Raw genomic sequence first — 17,380 nt, forward strand, 5'->3', positions numbered from 1 at the left:
GCTCTCCCTGTCCACCGTGGCCGGCGTCGTGCCGGCCGGCCTCCCGCCGGACCGTGGTGGCGGCGGATGGGGAGAGCCTGGGCGGGCCCGCTTGTCGTCCGCTTTCCGACCGCTTGTCGCCGGCCGCGCCGGCCCCGCCGTCCATAGACTGTGGTCGTCCGATCACGACCGACGAGGAAAGCCATGCGGTGGTCCCTCCTTGGCCCTGTCCAGGCGACCGCCGGGGGCCGGGTCCTCGCCATCGACCGTCCACAGCAACGCGCGGTGCTCGCGCTGCTGCTCCTCAACGCCGACCGGCTGGTGCCCGCCGGGCAGCTCGTGGCGGCGCTCTGGGCCGACGAGCCGCCGACCAGCGCCCGTAACCAGGTGCAGGTCTGCGTGTCCCGGATCCGGTCGGCCCTGCGGGACGCGGGCGCGGGCGACCTCCTGGTCACCCAGGGCGGGGGCTACCGGCTCACCGTGCGCGGGACGGAGCTGGACCTGACCGAGTTCACGGCGGCGGTCGAGCGGGCCCGGGTCGAGGAGGCGGCGGGCCGGCCGGCGGAGGCGGCGCGGCTGCTGCGCGCGGGCCTGGCGCTGTGGCGCGGGCCGGCGCTGGCCGGGGCGGCCGGGGCCTTCGTCGACGCCGCCGCCACCGACCTGGACGAGCAGCGGCTGCTCGCCTGCGAGCGGCTGGCCGCCGTGGAGCTCGGCCTCGGCCGGTTCGCCGCGATCGCGCGGACCCTGCGTCCCCTGGTGACCGAGCATCCGCTGCGGGAGCCCCTGGTGGCCGGCTACCTGCTCGCCCTGGCCGGCTGCGGCCAGCGGGCCGCCGCGCTGCGGCTCTACGTCGAGACCCGGCGTCGCCTCGTCGACGAGCTGGGCGTGGAGCCCGGCCCGGAGCTGAGCCGGGCCCACCTGCGGGTGCTGCGGGGGCAGTGGCCGGACGGGTCCGCGCCCCCGGAACCGCCGCCGCCCGGGCCAGCGTCCCCGGAACCGCCCCCGGAGCTGCCGCCCGTCCGGCCCGCGCCCCCGGAGCCCCCGCCCGCCGGGCCGACCCCGACGCAACTGCCCGGCCAGCCCGCCTGGTTCACCGGGCGGGCGGCGGCGCTGCGGCAACTGGACGCCCTGCTGCCCGCCCACACGGCGGACGCCGGCGGGGACGGCGGGGCGGGCCGGGCGGTGGTGATCTCCGCGATCGCCGGCACCGCCGGGGTCGGCAAGACCACCCTGGCGGTGCACTGGGCGCACCGGGTCGCGCACCTCTTCCCGGACGGGCAGCTCTACGTCAACCTGCGCGGGTTCGACCTCGACGGCCGGGCGGTGCCGCCGGGCGAGGCGCTGCGCGGCTTCCTGGAGGCGCTGCACGTGCCGCCCCAGCGGGTGCCCACCGACCTGCCCGGGCAGGCCGCGCTGTTCCGGACGCTGCTCGCCGACCGGCGGGTCCTGGTGCTGCTCGACAACGCCCGCGACGACGGCCAGGTGCGCCCCCTGCTGCCGGGCTCGCCGGGCAGCCTGGTCGTGGTGACCAGCCGCAACCGGCTCACCGGCCTGGTGGTCAGCGACGGGGCCCACCCGGTCGCGCTGGACCTGCTCCCGCCGGCCGAGGCGCGGGAACTGCTGGGCCGTCGGCTCGGCCGGGCCCGCGCCGACCGCGAGCCGGCGGCGCGGGACGAGATCGTCCGCCGGTGCGCGGGCCTGCCGCTGGCCCTGGCCATCGTGGCGGCGCGGGCCGTCGGGCAGCCCGACGCGCCGCTGGCGGCGCTCGCCGCCGAGCTGCGGGACACCGACCCGGACCGGCTCACCGCGCTGGCCACCGGCGACCCCGCGACCGACGTACGGGCAGTCTTCTCCTGGTCGTACCGGGCGTTGGACGCCGACTCCGCCCGGCTGTTCCGGCTGCTCGGGCTGCACCCGGGTCCCGACGCGGCGCGGCCGGCGGTGGCCAGCCTGACCGGCCTGCCGCCGGCCCGGGTCGGCCCGCTGCTGGCCGGGCTGGCCCGGGTGAACCTGCTCACCGAGCGCACCCCCGGCCGGTACGCGATGCACGACCTGCTCCGCGCGTACGCGTCGGAGCTGTGCCACGGGCTCGACCCCGAGGCGGAACGGGAGGCCGCCCGCCGTCGCCTGTTCGACCACTACCTGCACGCCTCGCACGCGGCGGACCACCTGCTCGACCCGTACCGGCTGGCCCGGCCCGCCGCGCTGCCGCCGCCAGAGCCGGGGGTGACGGTGGGCGACCGGCCGGACCACGCCTGGGCGACCGGTTGGTTCGCCGCCGAGCACCACGTCCTGCTGGCCTGCGTGGAGCAGACGGCGGCCACCGGCCTGGACCGGCACGCGTGGACGCTGGCAGCGGCCCTCACCACGTACCTCGACCGCAGCGGGCACTGGCCCGAGCTGGCCGCCGCGCAGCGGACCGCCCTGGCGGCGGCGCTGCGCCGGGGGGACCTGGCCGGGCAGGCCCTGGCGCACCGGGGGCTCGCCATCGCCTGCACCTGGTCGGGCGACCACGAGGCGGCGCACCGGCACTACCGCCGCGACCTTGAGCTCTACCGGGAGCTGGGCGACGACACCGGCCGGGCGCACACGCACCTCGGGGTGAGCTGGGTGCTGGCGCGGCAGGGTCGGCTGCGGGCCGCGCTGGACGAGACCCGGCTGGCCCTCGACCTGTACCGGGCCGCCGGCTACCGGGTCGGGCAGGCCAAGGCGCTCAACAACCTGGGCTGGATGCACGCCCGGCTCGGCGAACCGGAGCCGGCGCTGCGCTGCTGCCAGGCGGCCCTGCGCCTGCACGAGGAGAACGGCGACCGGCACGGCGCGGCGCTGACCTGGGACAGCCTCGGCTACGTGCACCACGGCCTCGGCGACCACGGCCGGGCCGCGGACTGCTACCGGCGGGCGCTGGCGTTGCACCGGGAACTCGGCGACCGGTACGACGAGGCGGAGGTGCTGGACAACCTGGGCGACAGCCTGCGGGCCGCCGGTGACCTGGACGCCGCGCGCCGGGCGTGGCGGGAGGCGTTGGCGATCTTCGACGAGCTGCGCCACCCGGACGCCGACCGGCCCCGGGCCAAGCTCGCCGACCCGGCGACCGGCCCCCCTGCCGCCGGCCCGGTCGCCGCGGCGGCGGCGGGTGCCCCGGCGGGCGCGGCGGCGGCGTCAGTGGCTGGCGGCGAGCTTTAGCACCAGGTCGGCGGCCCGCCCCACCCCGCCGGCCCGGCGGCACTGCTCGCCCCAGTGCCGGCTGCGTTCCCGGAAGCTCTCCTCGGTGAGCAGCCGGCGCAGCTTCGCGGCGACCTCGCCCGCGTCGACGTGCGGTGGACGGTCGAGCGCCAGCCCGACCCCGGCGTCGACGGCGCGGGCCGCGATGTCGTAGCAGTCCAGCCAGAACGGGGTCATCAGCATCGGCTGCCCGAAGTGGACGCCCTCGTGGAAGCCGTTGGCCCCGCCGTGACAGACGAACGCCCGGACGTTCGGGTGGGCCAGCACGTCGAGCTGGGACGGGATCCACTCCTCGATCCGCACGTGCGGCGGCAGCGGGCCGGGCAGCAGGTGCCGCTGCGCGGCGGGCAGCTTCCACAGCACCTGGTGCTCGGGCCCGATCGCGGCCAGCGCCTCGGCGAAGGCGCGCACCTGCGGGCCGGTGAGCCGGGCCAGGGTGCCGAGGCAGGCGTAGACGACCGAGGTCTGCCGGTCGAGCCAGCCGGTCAGCTCCCCGCCCTGCCCCGGACCGCCTGACGGGCTCTCGCCCGGGGCGGGGTCGCGGAGCGGCACCATCGGGCCGAACAGGTGCAGGTGCTCCGGCGTGGGGAAGGGGTATTCCAGCCCGAACACCGTGTAGCCGAAGACGGCCGTCGCGGCGGCGCTGTATTTCTCGGGGTCGCCGAACGCGTTGTCGATCCGCTGGGCGCGGCGGTGCCGGGCCTGTCCGGCGAGCGCGCGCAGCAGCGACAGCCGCAGGCGGGCGCGGAAGGTCAGGTTGGTCCAGCGCTGCCGGGGGCCCAGCCGGCGGGGCAACCCCGAGGTGGGCGTCGGGTAGTCCCACGGCAGCCGGCTCAGGTAGACGTTGCTGGGCGGGAACGCCAGGCTCAGCGCGTACGGCACGCCCCGGGCCAGCGCCGCGTCGAGCGCGCCCAGGTTCAGCATGTCGATCACCATCAGCGAGGGCCGGATCTCGTCGATCTGTTCGAGGGTCCGCGCCCGGACCCGGTCGGCCACCTCGGGGATCCGGATCTGCCGGGCGAGGGCGACCAGTCCGGCGGTGGTCATCGGCCCCCGGGTCATCGCCGCATAGAGCTCGTCGTCGACGCGGAGCACCGTGTCGCCGGTGGAGCGGAAGCGCAGCGGGCTGCCGGTGGCGTGGGCCGCCACCCGGTCCCGCGCCTCCTCCTCGGCGGCGAACCACAGGCCCGGCTCGCCGCGCCGGGACAGCTCCCCGGCGATGGCTAGCAGGGGGTTGAGCTGCCCCGGGTGCGCGGGGCTGGCGAAGAGGACGGAGCGCATGGGTGTCCCTCCTACGGCCGGAGCCGTACCGGCAGCTGGTCGTATCCGCGCAGCACCCGGGTCGCGCGGCGGCGCGGCGTCCCGGCCAGCGCCGCGTCGGGGTAGCGCTCGAAGAACGCGCGCAGCCCGAGCTGGCCCTCCATCCGGGCGAGCGCCGCGCCGAGGCAGTAGTGCACCCCGCTGGAGAACGAGAGGTGGTCGCGGGCGTTGGCGCGGGTGACGTCGAAGCGGTCCGGCTCGGCGAAGACGGCCGGGTCCCGGTTCGCGCCACCCATCATCGGCACGACGACCTCGCCGGCACGCACCCGCACGCCGGCCACCTCCGTGTCGGCGAGGCAGTAGCGGGCGGTGGTCTGGGCGGGCGAGTCGTAGCGCAGGATCTCCTCCACCGCGTTGGCCCACCCGTCGGGCCGCCCGCGCAGCTCCGCGAGCTGGTCGGGATGGCGGATGAGCAGGTGGATGCCCGTGCCGAGCAGGTTGACCGTGGTCTCGAACCCGGCCACCAGCAGCAGGCCGGCGATGGCCAGCAGCTCGTCCTCGGTGAGCCGCTCGCCGTCGCTGTCGAGGTGCACGAGGCGGCTGAGCAGGTCGTCGCCGGGGTCGGCGCGCAGCCGGGCGAAGTGCCCGCGCAGCCACCCGTTGAGCTGCCCGATGGCGGTCTCGGCGGCACGGTACTCCCGCAGCGTCAGCCCGAGGTCGAGCGTCGGGGTGGCGGCCTCGCCCCAGGCCAGGAACCGCTGCCGCAGGTGCTGCGGCACGCCGAGGATCTCCGCGATCACGGTGAGCGGCAGCAGGCTCGCGTAGCGCCCGACGACCTCCACGGCACCGGCCGCGTCCGGGGCCAGGCCGTCGAGCAGGGCCGCGGCGTGCCGCTCGATCCGGGGCCGCAGCCCCTCGATGGCCCGGGGGGTGAAGACCTTGGCGACCAGGCGGCGGTAGCGGGTGTGCGCCGGCGGGTCGACGACCAGCATCGAGGGCGGGTCCGCCGGCCCGATGGGCCGCCCCCGGTGGCTGAGGCGGCGCAGCACCGCGAGCGGGCCGGGCGCCGGCAGCGAGCCGGGGTCGCTGCTGAACGCCTCGCCGCGCAGCACCGCGACGACCGCGTCGTGCCGGGTGGTGCTCCACATGAGCCGGCCCCGGACCAGCGCGCCGGCCTCGCGGACCTCCCGGTAGAACGGGTACGGGTCGGCGCGGATCGCCGGGTCGAAGAAGAGGCGGGCCTGCGCGTCGCCCCGGCGGGCGGCGGCGCTGATGCCGAGCCGGGCCAGGCCGTGCCGGTCGACCCAGCGCAGCAGGGTCCCCGGTCTGGTCAGCTCCACCCGAACCTCCCGCCATCGGCCATGTCGGACGCCCGCGCAATTCCCATCGTGGCCACGGGCGCGTCAATTCCTATCGGCGCGGGGGATTTGCCGAGGTGATCTCGAAAAACACTTATACCCCAGCCGGAGACGTTGGCGCAACGACGTCTTTCTTTGCATGAGAATTCGATGTGAAGGTGCCGAACTCGCTGACGTAAACGTCGCTCCTCCGGTACTGTCCAGCGCCATGGCAACGACGAAAGTCGATCAATATTGTCATGTGACGGTGCGTCGGTCGTGCGGTGCAGTCGTAAGGGGTGAGCAGTGAGGAATGTCGACCGGGCACCGTTGACCACAGTTCAGGCCGACATCTGGGTAGCTGGCCGACTATGTCCGGAGCTGCCCCAGTTCAACGTCGGGGGATACCTGCGGTTCACCGGGCCCCTCGACCTCGACCTCATGCGTACCTGCATGGAACGGGCCGTCCTGCGGAACGACGCGTTGCGGCTGCGTTTCGAGGAAGAGAACGGTGAGCCATATCAGTGGGTCGAGGACGAGCCGCCAGTAATTGCCACCATCGACTTCTCGGAAGAAGCCGACCCCCGCGCGGCCTGCCATTCCTGGATGGCCCGGTCGTTCGACCGTCCGTTTCCGCTGCGCCGGAGCCGAATGTACGAATCGGCCCTGCTCATCGAGAGCGAATCGGTCAGCTACGCGTACCTCAATGCCCATCACCTCGTCACCGACGGCTGGGGCGGGCGGCTGCTGCTGCGGCAGGCCAGCGAGGACTACGCCCGCCTCCTGAGCAACGGGGCGGGTGCCGGGGAACCGCCGTCGTCGTCGTACCTGGCGGTGGCCCGTGCCCGGGCCGAACGCCCGCGCCCGGCACCCGGGGAAGCGGACCGCGAGCACTACCGCGCCGCGCTGGCGGGCGTCGCGCCGGCCCTGTTCCCGCGCCGCGCGACCGGGGGCCCGGCCGGCGACAGCCCGATCGACGGCGCCGCGACCGGCGACAGCCACCCGGCCGGTGCGGGCGGCCCGGCCGGCGTCCGGCCCGCCGCCGGCGGGCGGCACAGCTTCCCCATCGACCGGGCCCTGATCGACCGGATCACCGCCCGGGGCGAGTCCCCGTTCACCGTCGTCGCCTCGGTCCTCGCCACCTACCTCGCCCGGATCCACCGCACCGACCGGGTCGTGCTCGGCGTACCCGTGCTCAACCGCCGGACCCACGTCGAACGCCGCACGGTCGGCCACTTCGCCAACGAGCTGCCCCTGCCGGTCCGGGTCGACGGCGCGCGGTCGCTGGCGGACCTGGCCGCCGAGGTGCAGACGACCCTGCGCGCGCTCTGGGCCCACCAGGGGGTGTCCCGGGGCGACCTGCTGCGCGGCGTGGCCCTGCCCGACGGCGGCCGGCAGCTCTACGACGTGACCCTGTCCTGGATGCGCTGGCCGCGCCCGGAGCCGATCCCCGGCGTCGCGCAGCAGACGATGGCGCGCAGCCGGCTGCACGACGGGCACGCCCTCGCCGTGCTCGTCAACGACTTCGACGACGGCCCGCTGACGGTCGACCTCGACTACGCCCCGGACGTGTTCGACGCGGACTTCCCGATCGAGGCGCTGGGCCGGCACGTCGTCACGCTGCTCCGCAACGCCCTCGACGAGCCCGACCGGCCGCTCGCGCGGACCCCGATGCTGCCCCCGGCCGAGCGGGACCGGCTCACCCGGGGGCTCAACGACACCCGGGCCGACCTGCCCGACGACCTGACGGTGCACGGCCTCTTCGCCCGGCAGGCCGCCCGCACCCCGGACCGGACCGCGCTGGTCGTCGACGGCACCGACGAGACGGTCAGCTACGCCGACCTCGACGCCCGCGCCAACCAGGTGGCCCGCGCCCTGCGCGACGCCGGGATCGGCCGGGGCGACCGGGTCGCCGTCCTCGCCGACCGGGGACCGGGGCTGCTCACCGCGATCCTGGGCACGCTGAAGGCGGGCGGGGCGTACGTCGCGGTCGAGCCCGACCATCCCCCGGCGCGGCTGCGGCACCTGCTCACCGACAGCGGGGCCCGGGTGCTCGTGGTCACCGGCGACACGCCACCGCCGCCGGTCGGCCCCGGGGTCGCCGTCTGCCACCTCAAGGCGATGACCGACCGGCCGACGGCCCCCCTGGAGCCGGTCGCCGACGGCGCCGACCTCGCGTACGTCTGTTACACGTCGGGCTCCACCGGCCGCCCCAAGGGGGTGCTGATCGAGCACCGCTCGGTGGTCAACCGGCTCGCCTGGATGCAGCGGCGCTACCCGCTGACCGGCGACGACGTGCTGGTGCAGAAGACGCCCGTGTCGTTCGACGTCTCCGTGTGGGAGCTGTTCTGGTGGGCGCTCGCCGGGGCCCGGCTGGTGCTGCCCGAGCCGGAGGTGCGGCGGGACCCGGCCGTGCTGCTGCGGACGGTCGCCCGGCAGGGCGTGAGCGTCGTCCACTTCGTACCGTCGATGTTGGGGCCCTTCCTCGACCTGCTCGCCGACGACCCCGCGGCCCGCGCGGACGCCGCCGGACTGCGGCTGGTCTTCGCCAGCGGCGAGGAGCTGCCGCCCCGGCACGTCGACCGGTTCCACCGGCTGCTGCCCGCCGGGCCGCCCGCCCCACGGCTGGTCAACCTGTACGGGCCGACCGAGGCGACGGTCGACGTCTCCCACTTCGAGTGCCGGCCCGACCCGGCCGGGCGGACCGCCCGCGTGCCGATCGGCCGCCCGATCGACAACATCCAGCTCTACGTGCTCGGCCCCGGCGACGAGCCGCAGCCGGTCGGCGCGCCCGGCGAGCTCTGCATCGCCGGGATCGGCGTCGCCCGGGGCTACCTCGGCCAGCCCGAGCTGACCGCCCAGCGGTTCGGCGTCGACCCGGTGACCGGCGGCCGGCTGTACCGCACCGGCGACCTCGCCCGCTGGCTCGCCGACGGCACCGTCGAATACCTGGGCCGCCTCGACGACCAGGTGAAGATCCGGGGCAACCGGGTCGAGCCCGGCGAGGTACAGCACGCCCTGGCCGCCGTGCCCGGCGTGCGGGAGGCGGTCGTGGTGGCCCGCACCGACCCGGCCCGGGGCACCCACCTCGTCGGCTACTACCGGGCCGACGCCGACCTCGACCCGGCGTGGCTGCGCGCCCAGCTCCTGCACGGGCTGCCCGACTACCTGGTCCCCGCCCTCTTCCACCGCCTCGACCGGATCCCGCTCACCGCCCACGGCAAGCTCGACCAGGCCGCCCTGCCCGACCCGGCCGCCGGGTCCGCCACCGATCCCGCCGGCGGGCCCGTCGACGGCGGCCCGCCCGCCGGTGCCGCCCGCGCCGACGCCGGGACCGGGCCGGGCCCCCGCGACGAGGTGGAGCGCACCCTCGCCGCGATCTGGGCGCGGGTGCTCGGGGTGCCGTCCGTCGGCATCCACCAGGACTGGTTCGCCGTCGGCGGCGACTCGATCCTCGCCCTGCGGGTCGGCGCCGAGGCGGCCCGGCACGGCCTGCACGTCACCGTCGCCGACCTGGTGGCCCGGCCCACCGTGGCGGCGCTGGCCGCCCACGCCCGCGCCGCCACGCCACCGGCCGGGGACCAGGACGCGCCGCCGGAGCCGTTCGGGCTGGTGTCGCACCTGGACCGGGCCGCGCTGGGCGACGCGCAGGACGCCTTCCCGGCGACCCGGCTCCAGCTCGGCCTGCTGTTCCACGGCAGCGAACGCGAGGACGCCACCGCCTACCACGACGTGTTCCGCTATTCGCTGCGGCTGCCGTGGGACGAGGTCGCGTTCCGCGCCGCCCACGCCCGGCTCCTCGACCGCCACCCGGCCCTGCGCTCCTCGTTCGACCTGGGCGGCTGCTCCGAGCCGCTCCAGGTCGTGCACGCCCGGGTGACCGGCGGCCTCGACGTCGCCGACCTGCGCGACCTCGACGCCGCCGCGGCCGACGCCGAGGTGCTGGCGCACATGCGGCAGCGGCGACGCCACCGGTACGCGTTCGACCGCGCCCCGCTGCACCTGATGCGGGTGCACCTGCTGCCGTCCGGGGCCGTCGACCTGGTGTTCAGCTTCCACCACGTGCTCCTCGACGGCTGGAGCGTGGCCACCGTCGTCGGCGACCTGCTGCGGACCTACCTGCGCCTGGTCGGCGTCGACATCGACCCGCCCCGGGCGGCCGCGCTGCCCTCCCCGGCGGCGTACGTCGTCGAGGAGCGCCGCGCGGTCGACTCCGTCGCCACCCGCGACTTCTGGCGGGCCCGGCTCGACGGCGCGGAGCTCACCCAGGTCGAGGGCTGCCGCCAGTACGAGCCGCCCGGCGACGAGGGGACGATCATCCGGCACGTCCCGCTGCCCGACGACCTCCAGGACCGGGTCCGCGGCTTCGCCGCCGCGCACGGGCTGCCGGTCAAGTCGGTCCTGCTCGCGGCGCACTGCCTGCTGCTGCGGCTGTACTCCGGCGCGGCGGACGTCACCACCGGCCTGGTCACCCACGGGCGGCCGGACCGGCCCGGGGCGGAACTCGTCGCGGGGCTGTTCCTCAACACGGTGCCGCTGCGGGTCACCCCCGGCGCGCGTACCTGGCTGGAGCTGGTCCGGCAGGTCCACGGGCAGGAGCGGGAGTGCCACCCGCACCGGCGCTACCCGCTGCACGCCATCGTCGGCGACCGGGGCGGCGAGCCCGTCTTCGAGACGGCCTTCAACTACGTCCACATGCACGTGCTGACCCCGCTGCTGGAGCTGCCCGAGGTCGAGCTGCTCGGCTTCGACACCTGGGAGGAGACCAACTTCACCCTGCTGGTGAACGTGTTCGTCAGCCCCGCCGACCGGCGCGTGTCGCTGCGCGTCGACGCCGACGGGCGGACCCTCACCCCGGCGCAGACCGACCTGCTGATCGACGCCTACCTGCGCATCCTCGCCCGGATCGTGGCCGACCCGCAGGGCGAGCCGGACTTCGGCTTCCTCGCCGCCGCGCCGCGGCCCGCCGGCCCGCCCCTGGAAACCCCCGGCGACGTGGGACGCCGGCTCGCCGCGCACGCCCGGAACACCCCGGACGCCGTCGCGATCACCTTCGACGCCCCGCCCGCCGACGCGGCGACCGGCGCCGGGCCTCCGAGCGCCGCCGCCTCCGACGGTCCCGCCGCCCCCGGCGGCCCGCCGCAGCGGTGGACCTACGCGCGGCTCGACGAGGTGGTCGACCGGATCGCCGTCGGGCTGCTGCGCGCCGGGGTCCGGCCGGGGCAGCTCGTCGGGATCGCCCTGGACCGGTCGCCGGAGATGATCGCCGCGATCTACGGCATCGCGCGCGCCGGGGCCGCCTGCGTCCCGCTCGACGTGACGTACCCGGCGGAGCGCATCGCCGCGATGGTCGAGCAGGCCCGGCCGGCGCGGATCGTGACGCACCGACGGCACCGGGGCCTGGTCGGCGACCCGGCCACCGTCCTCGACGTGGCCGACCTCGTCGCGGACCCGGCGACCGGTGGCATCCTCGCGGGCCCGGCGACTGGCAACCTCGTCGCGGACGCCGCAGTCAGCGACGGGGCCGTGGCGCTGCCCCGGGTCACCGCCGACGACCTGCTCTACGTCCTGTTCACCTCCGGGTCGACCGGCGTGCCCAAGGGCGTGGCGATGACCCACGGCGCGCTCGACAACTACCAGGCGTGGCAGATCCGGGCGGCCAGCGCGGCGGTCGGCGGCACCACGTTGCAGTACGCCCCGCTCAGCTTCGACGTGTCGTTCCAGGAGATCCTCACCACGATCAGCGCGGGCGGCACCCTGCGGATCATCGACGAGGACCTCCGGCGGGACGTGCCGGCCCTGCTGCGGCTGCTCGACCGCGAGGCCGTCGCCCGGATCTTCCTGCCGTACGTCGCGTTGCAGCAGCTCGCCGAGGCCGCGGAGCTGCTCGGCATCCACCCCCGCGCGTTGCGGGTGGTGATCTCCTCCGGCGAGCAGCTGCGGGTGACCGCCGAGATCCGGCGCTTCCTGGCCGCGCTGCCGGCCGGCGCGGTCCTGGAGAACCAGTACGGGCCGACCGAGACGCACCTGGTCACCGCGTACCCGATGACCGGCGACCCGGCGCGGTGGCCGAACCTGCCGCCGATCGGGCCCGCCATCGACGGGGTCGAGATGCACCTGCTGGACGAGCGGATGCGGCCCGTGCCGACCGGGGTGACCGGCGAGCTGTACTACGGCGGGATCCAGGTCACCCGGGGCTACCACGGCCGGCCGGGCCTCACCGCCGAGCGCTGCGTGCCCAACCCGTTCGGCCCGCCGGGCAGCCGGCTCTACCGCACCGGCGACCTGGCCCGCTACCTGCCCAACGGGGACCTGATCTGGGTGGCCCGCACCGACACCCAGACCAAGATCCGTGGTTTCCGGGTGGAGCCCCTGGAGGTGGAGATGGCGGTCATGGAGCTGGCGGCGGAGTACCCGGGCATCCGGGAGGCCGCCGTCGTGGCCCGCCGCCGGGAGGGCGTCGACTCCTACCTCGCCGCGTTCCTCGTCGGTGACCCGGACGCGGTCGACCTGGCCGACGTACGCGGCCGGCTGCGCGCCACCCTCCCCGAGCACCTGGTGCCGGCGCGCTGGCAGTGGCTGCCGGCGATGCCGCTGACCCCCAGCGGCAAGCGCAACGACCGCGCCCTGCGCGAACTGCCGCTGGACCTGGCGGAGGCGCCCCGCGTCGCCCCCCGCGACCGGTACGAGCGCGTCGTCGCCGACATCGCCGCCGACCTGCTGCACCTGCCGGCCGTCGGCGCGCACGACAACCTGTTCGAGCTGGGCGGCACCTCGCTGACCGCGATGCGGCTGGTGGTGATGCTGGAGAAGCGGTTCGGGGTGGCCGTGCCCGTCTCGGCGTTCGTCGCCACGCCGACCGTGGCGGGCGTGGCCGCGCTGCTGCGCTCCGGCGGCGCGGACCTCACGTTCGACCCGCTGGTGCCGATCCGCGCCCGGGGCGACCGGCGGCCGCTGTTCCTGGTGCACCCGCTCGGCGGCAACGTGCTCTGCTACGTCCCGCTGGCCCGCCACCTCGACGCCGACCAGCCCCTGTACGCGTTGCAGGCCGCCGGGGTGGACGCCGGCACCGAGCCGCTGCGCACCGTGCCGGAGCTGGCCGCCGCCTACCTCGACGCGATCCGCCGGATCCAGCCCGACGGCCCGTACGTCATCGGTGGCTGGTCGTTCGGCGGGGTGGTCGCCTTCGAGATGGCGCGGCAGCTGCGCGACAGCGGGGCCGGGGTCGACCGGCTGATCCTGCTCGACCCGATCGCCCGCCGGCCCGGCGACCCGGTGCCGGTCGCCGACGACGTGCTGCTCGACTGGTTCTTCTGGGAGCTGATGCGGCTCGGCCACGACGGGCCGCCGGCGCGCGGCGTGCCGGCCGAGCTGACCACGCCCGAGGCGAAGCTCGACTTCATCGCGAGCCGGGCCGGCGAGAGCGGGGTGCTGCGCCCGGGCAGCACGCGCGGCTCGGTGCGCCGCCTCTTCGCGGTCTTCCGGGCCAACTGGGAGGCGATCATCTCCTACCGGCCCGAGGTCGTCGACCAGGACATCACCCTGCTGCGGGCCGCCGACCCGCTGCCCGCCGTGCTGAAGCCGATGCACGATCTCGCCGGCACCCTGCACCTCGACCCGCGCAACGGCTGGGGCGAGCTGACCACCGGCCGGGTCGACGTGATCGACGTGCCCGGCGACCACCTGGTGCTGATGGACGAGCCGTACGTGGCCGAGGTGGGGCGGCGGATCACCGGGCTGCTGGCGGGGGACGCCCCGGCCCGCCGGCCGGTCGGGGACGCGCGATGATCGCCCCCGCCGGTTCCGGCGGCCCCGCCCGCGCCGCCGGTCCGGTGCAGGCCGCCGGTTCGGGCCGCCGCCGGCCGAAGGCGATCGTCATCGGGGCCGGCATCGGCGGCCTCGCGGCGGCGAGCGCGTTGCGCCGCGTCGGGGTCGACGTGGAGATCCACGAGCAGGCCCCGGAACTCCGGGCGGCCGGCTCGGCGCTCTCCCTGACCGCCAACGCCCGCGTCGCGCTGCGCTGCCTCGGCATCGACCTCGACGTCGAGCGGCGCGGCCAGGTCTACCCGGAGCTGCACTTCCGCACCGCGACCGGGCGGCCGATCAGGACGGTCCGGTTCGCGCACCTCGGCGACCGGGTCGGCGCGCAGAACGTCGCCATCCACCGCGCCGAACTGCACCAGGCCCTGCTCACCGAGGCCGGGGACCCGCCGATCCGGCTCGGGTCCGCCGCCCGCCGGTTCCACCGCCACCGCGGCGGCATCCGGGTCGAGTTCGCCGACGGCACCAGCGCCGACGGCGACCTGCTGATCGGCGCGGACGGCTTCGGATCGGCGGTACGCCGGCAGCTCGTCGGCCCCGAGCGGCCCCGGGAACCCGGGTACGTGTGCTGGCTGGCGACCGTCGCGTACCGGCACCACCTGGTCCGCGACGGGTACGCCGCCCACTACTGGGGGCGGGGCCAGCGGTTCGGGCTGGTGCACCTCGGCGGCGACCACGTCTACTGGTGGGGCACCCGCAACATGCCGCCGGAGGCGGCCCGCGACTGGCGTGGCGGCCGGGACGAGATCCTCCGCGCGTACGCGGGCTGGGCCGACGAGGTGGTCGCCACCGTGGCCGCCACCGCCGACGCGGCGGTCATCAGCGTCCCCGCCCGGGACCGCCCCGCCCTGCGGCGCTGGGGCGACGGCGCGGTCACCCTGCTCGGCGACGCGGCGCACCCGATGCTGCCGAGCCTCGGCCAGGGCGCGGCGATGGCGGTCGAGGACGCGGTGGTGCTGGCCCGGTGCCTGGCCGGGGCCACCGACCTGCCGGGCGCGTTGCGCCGTTACGAGGCGGCCCGCCGCGACCGCACCCGGCGGATGATCCGCCAGGCGCACTCGCTGAGCCGGATCGAGCAGCTCGCCAGCCCCGCCGGGGACCTGGCCCGCCGCGCGTACCTGCGGTGGCTGCCCACGCGCCTGGTCGACCGCCGCAACCTGGCGGACCTGACCTTCCCCGACGTCCTGCCGGCGGCCGGGCGGTGAGCGCCGCGCGCGAGGCCCACCGGGAGCTCAGCCCGCTGGAGCGCTGGTACTGGATCGCCGACCAGGTCTCCCCGCTCAACGTCATCGCCCGGGTCCGGGTGCGCGGGCACCTGCCGACGGAGCTGCTGCGGGCGGCGCTGGACGAGCTCCAGGCCCGCCACCCGCTGCTGCGGGTGGCCATCGCGACCCGGCCGGACGGCCGCCGCCCCCGGTTCGTGCCGACGGACCGGCCGATCCCGCTGCGCCGGGTCGCCCCCGCCGATCCCGCCAGCCCCGCCGTGCCCGATGCCGCCGATCCCGCCGGGCCCGCTGATTCGGCCGATCCCGCCAACCCCGCCGGGCCCGCTGATTCGGCCGGGCCCGGCGACCCCGACGCCGGCTGGCTGCGCGAGGTCGACGAGCGGGAACTGGCCGACCGGGTCGACTGGCGGACCGGCCCGCTCTGCCGGGCGGTCGTGCTGACCGCCGGCGCGGCCGCGCCGACGGCGCGGACCGGGCAGCCCGTGCCCGCCGACCCCGGGCCCGCCGCCGGGGACACGCACGACCTGATCCTGACCCTGCCGCACTGCGTGGCCGACGGCACGACCGCGCTGTCGCTGCTGCGCCAGTGGATCGAGCACGCCGACCGCCTGGCCGCCCGGGACCCGGCCGGCACGGAGGGCCGCACCCCCGGCGGCACCGCCCCGCAGCGGGAGCCCGCGCTGCCACCGGCCGAGCGGATGTTCCCCCGCCGGTTCCGGGGCGTCACCGGCGCGCTGCGGCTCGGCGGGCAACTGCTGCGGGACCTGTACGCGGTGCGCCGGCACCGGCCGGCCCGGGTGACGCCGAGCCGGTTCGTGCCGTTCACCGAGCGCCGGAGCCGGCTGCTGCACCGGACGTTCACCGCCGAGCAGGTCGCCGCGCTGGCCCGGGCGTGCCGCCGGGAACAGACCACGGTGCACGGCGCGCTCGCCGCCGCCATGGTCCTCGCGGTCGCCGCCGAGACACCCCCATCCGCCCCGGGGCACGTGGCGATCGGCTCCCCGGTGGACTTCCGGGCCGCGCTGACGCCCCCCGTGCCCGAACGGGCCGTCGGCGCGTACGTCGCGACCGTCCCCTCGTTCGTGTCCTGCCGGCCGGGCGCGTCGCTGTGGGAGGTGGCCCGGTCGATCAGCGGGGACCTCGCGGGCCGTCGCCGGCGGGGCAGCCACTTCGCCATGGTCGACCTCGTCCGCCTCTCCTGCCCGCCGTCGGTCGCGGCCAGCGGCCGGTTCGTGGAGCTGACCGAGCGGACCGGGCCGGTGAACCTCTGCCTGTCCAACCTCGGCCGGTACGACTTCCCGGACCGGATCGGGGCCTGGCGGCTCGCCGGGGCGCAGTTCGTCGCGGGGCTCTCGGTCTGCGGCTACTTCGTCGCCACGGCGAACACCAGCCACGGCGAGCTGGCCTGGAACTTCGTCCACGTGGCGGAGGCGGTCCCGGACGCCAGGGCGGCCCGCCTCGTCGCCGCCTGCGTCGACGCGGTGCTGGCCGAGATCGACCGCGCGCCGGCCGGGAGCGACGGGGAGCCGGCCGCTGTCGCGGCGGTGCCGGCCGGGACCGACGGAAGGGTGGGAACATGATCGGGGCCGGACGGCGGATCGACGCGCGGGGCCGGGCGGTGGTGGTCACGGGGGCCTCGTCGGGGCTCGGCCGCGAGGCCGCGCTCCACCTGGAACGGGCCGGTTTCCGGGTCTTCGCCGGGGTGCGTGACCGGGCCGCCGCCGACGACCTGGCCGCCGCCACCACGGCCGGGCGGCTCACCCCGCTGCGCCTCGACGTCACCCGGGCCGACCAGATCCGGGGCGCCGTCGACGAGGTGGCCCGGCAGGTCGGAGCCGGCGGCCTCTGGGGGCTGGTCAACAACGCGGGGATCAGCCTGCCCGGCCCGCTGGAGTGCCTGCCGCCGGAGCAACTGCGGCGGCAGCTCGACACCAACGTGGTCGGCCAGGTCGCCGTGATCCAGGGCTTCCTGCCGCTGTTGCGTACCGGCCGGGGCCGGATCGTGAACGTCACCTCCGGCCTGGGCCGGGTCGCCCTGCCCTACCTCGGCGCGTACGCGGCGGCCCAGTTCGCCAAGGAGGCGGTCAGCGACAGCCTGCGGCGTGAGCTGCGGCCGTTCGGGATCGCGGTGTCGGTGGTCCAGCCGGGGGCGATCCAGACGCCGATCTGGGACAAGGTCGCCGACGCCGGCACGGAGACGATGGCCCAGGCGGCGGGGCGGGCCGGCGACCTGTACGCGGAGCCGTTCGGCCGCTTCCTCGCCCGGCTGGCCGCGCAGGCCCGGCGCAGCGGGACCACCCCGGCGGACTTCGCGCGGGCGGTCGCCCGGGCGCTGACCGCCGCGCGGCCGAGGACCCGGTACCCGGTCGGCGGCGACGTGCGGCTGGGCAGCCTGGCGGCCCGCCTGCTGCCCGACACCCTGCTCGACCGCAACTTCGCCCCGCTCGTGCGGGCCCGCCCCGACCGGCGGCCCCTGACCGGGGAACCGCGCCCCGCGTCCCTCGCCCCGACCAGCAGTGAGGACTGACCAGC

At 76.7% G+C, this 17,380-nt stretch carries 7 protein-coding genes; 5 read left to right on the plus strand and 2 right to left on the minus strand.

Annotation, left to right across the window (positions count from 1 at the left end):
* Positions 1-183: 183 nt before the first annotated feature.
* On the plus strand, positions 184-3,165 hold the full coding sequence (locus O7633_RS24315; protein WP_282324043.1) for a BTAD domain-containing putative transcriptional regulator: 2,982 nt from the start codon (positions 184-186) through the stop codon (positions 3,163-3,165).
* Here the strand turns inward: O7633_RS24315 and O7633_RS24320 are convergent.
* A complete protein-coding gene (locus tag O7633_RS24320) occupies positions 3,142-4,485 on the minus strand; it encodes a glycosyltransferase (RefSeq protein ID WP_282324044.1) in 1,344 nt (447 codons plus the stop codon). The two genes, O7633_RS24315 and O7633_RS24320, sit on opposite strands and share 24 nt — an antisense overlap.
* An 11-nt stretch (positions 4,486-4,496) precedes the next feature.
* On the minus strand, positions 4,497-5,804 hold the full coding sequence (locus tag O7633_RS24325) for a cytochrome P450 (protein WP_282324045.1): 1,308 nt from the start codon (positions 5,802-5,804) through the stop codon (positions 4,497-4,499).
* A 327-nt stretch (positions 5,805-6,131) separates the two neighbouring features.
* Here O7633_RS24325 and O7633_RS24330 point away from each other — a divergent pair, with 327 nt between their 5' ends.
* The 4 genes from O7633_RS24330 to O7633_RS24345 are packed head-to-tail and all read left to right on the plus strand — an operon-like array spanning position 6,132 to position 17,375.
* Entirely contained in the window at positions 6,132-13,589 is a 7,458-nt protein-coding gene (locus O7633_RS24330) for a non-ribosomal peptide synthetase (RefSeq protein WP_282324046.1), read from the plus strand.
* A complete protein-coding gene (locus O7633_RS24335) occupies positions 13,586-14,827 on the plus strand; it encodes an FAD-dependent monooxygenase (protein ID WP_083302882.1) in 1,242 nt (413 codons plus the stop codon). The genes O7633_RS24330 and O7633_RS24335 overlap by 4 nt, the downstream gene beginning before the upstream one ends.
* Positions 14,824-16,428 carry a hypothetical protein gene (locus tag O7633_RS24340; protein ID WP_282324047.1) on the plus strand — a complete coding sequence of 535 codons (1,605 nt, stop codon included), beginning with the start codon at positions 14,824-14,826 and terminating at the stop codon, positions 16,426-16,428. The genes O7633_RS24335 and O7633_RS24340 overlap by 4 nt, the downstream gene beginning before the upstream one ends.
* The gene (locus O7633_RS24345; RefSeq protein WP_282324048.1) at positions 16,425-17,375 is read left to right on the plus strand and encodes an SDR family oxidoreductase; all 951 of its coding nucleotides are present in this window, start codon (positions 16,425-16,427) and stop codon (positions 17,373-17,375) included. The genes O7633_RS24340 and O7633_RS24345 overlap by 4 nt, the downstream gene beginning before the upstream one ends.
* Positions 17,376-17,380 lie beyond the last annotated feature (5 nt).

This window comes from Micromonospora sp. WMMD712 (genome assembly GCF_029581295.1).
GTDB classification, from domain to species: Bacteria; Actinomycetota; Actinomycetes; order Mycobacteriales; family Micromonosporaceae; genus Micromonospora; species Micromonospora carbonacea.

Bases quoted from the DNA above. Each gene is read 5' to 3' on its own strand.
- O7633_RS24315 (WP_282324043.1), top strand. From the start codon at position 184: ATGCGGTGGTCCCTCCTTGGCCCTGTCCAGGCGACCGCCGGGGGCCGG.
- O7633_RS24320 (WP_282324044.1), bottom strand. From the start codon at position 4,485: ATGCGCTCCGTCCTCTTCGCCAGCCCCGCGCACCCGGGGCAGCTCAAC.
- O7633_RS24335 (WP_083302882.1), top strand. From the start codon at position 13,586: ATGATCGCCCCCGCCGGTTCCGGCGGCCCCGCCCGCGCCGCCGGTCCG.
- O7633_RS24345 (WP_282324048.1), top strand. From the start codon at position 16,425: ATGATCGGGGCCGGACGGCGGATCGACGCGCGGGGCCGGGCGGTGGTG.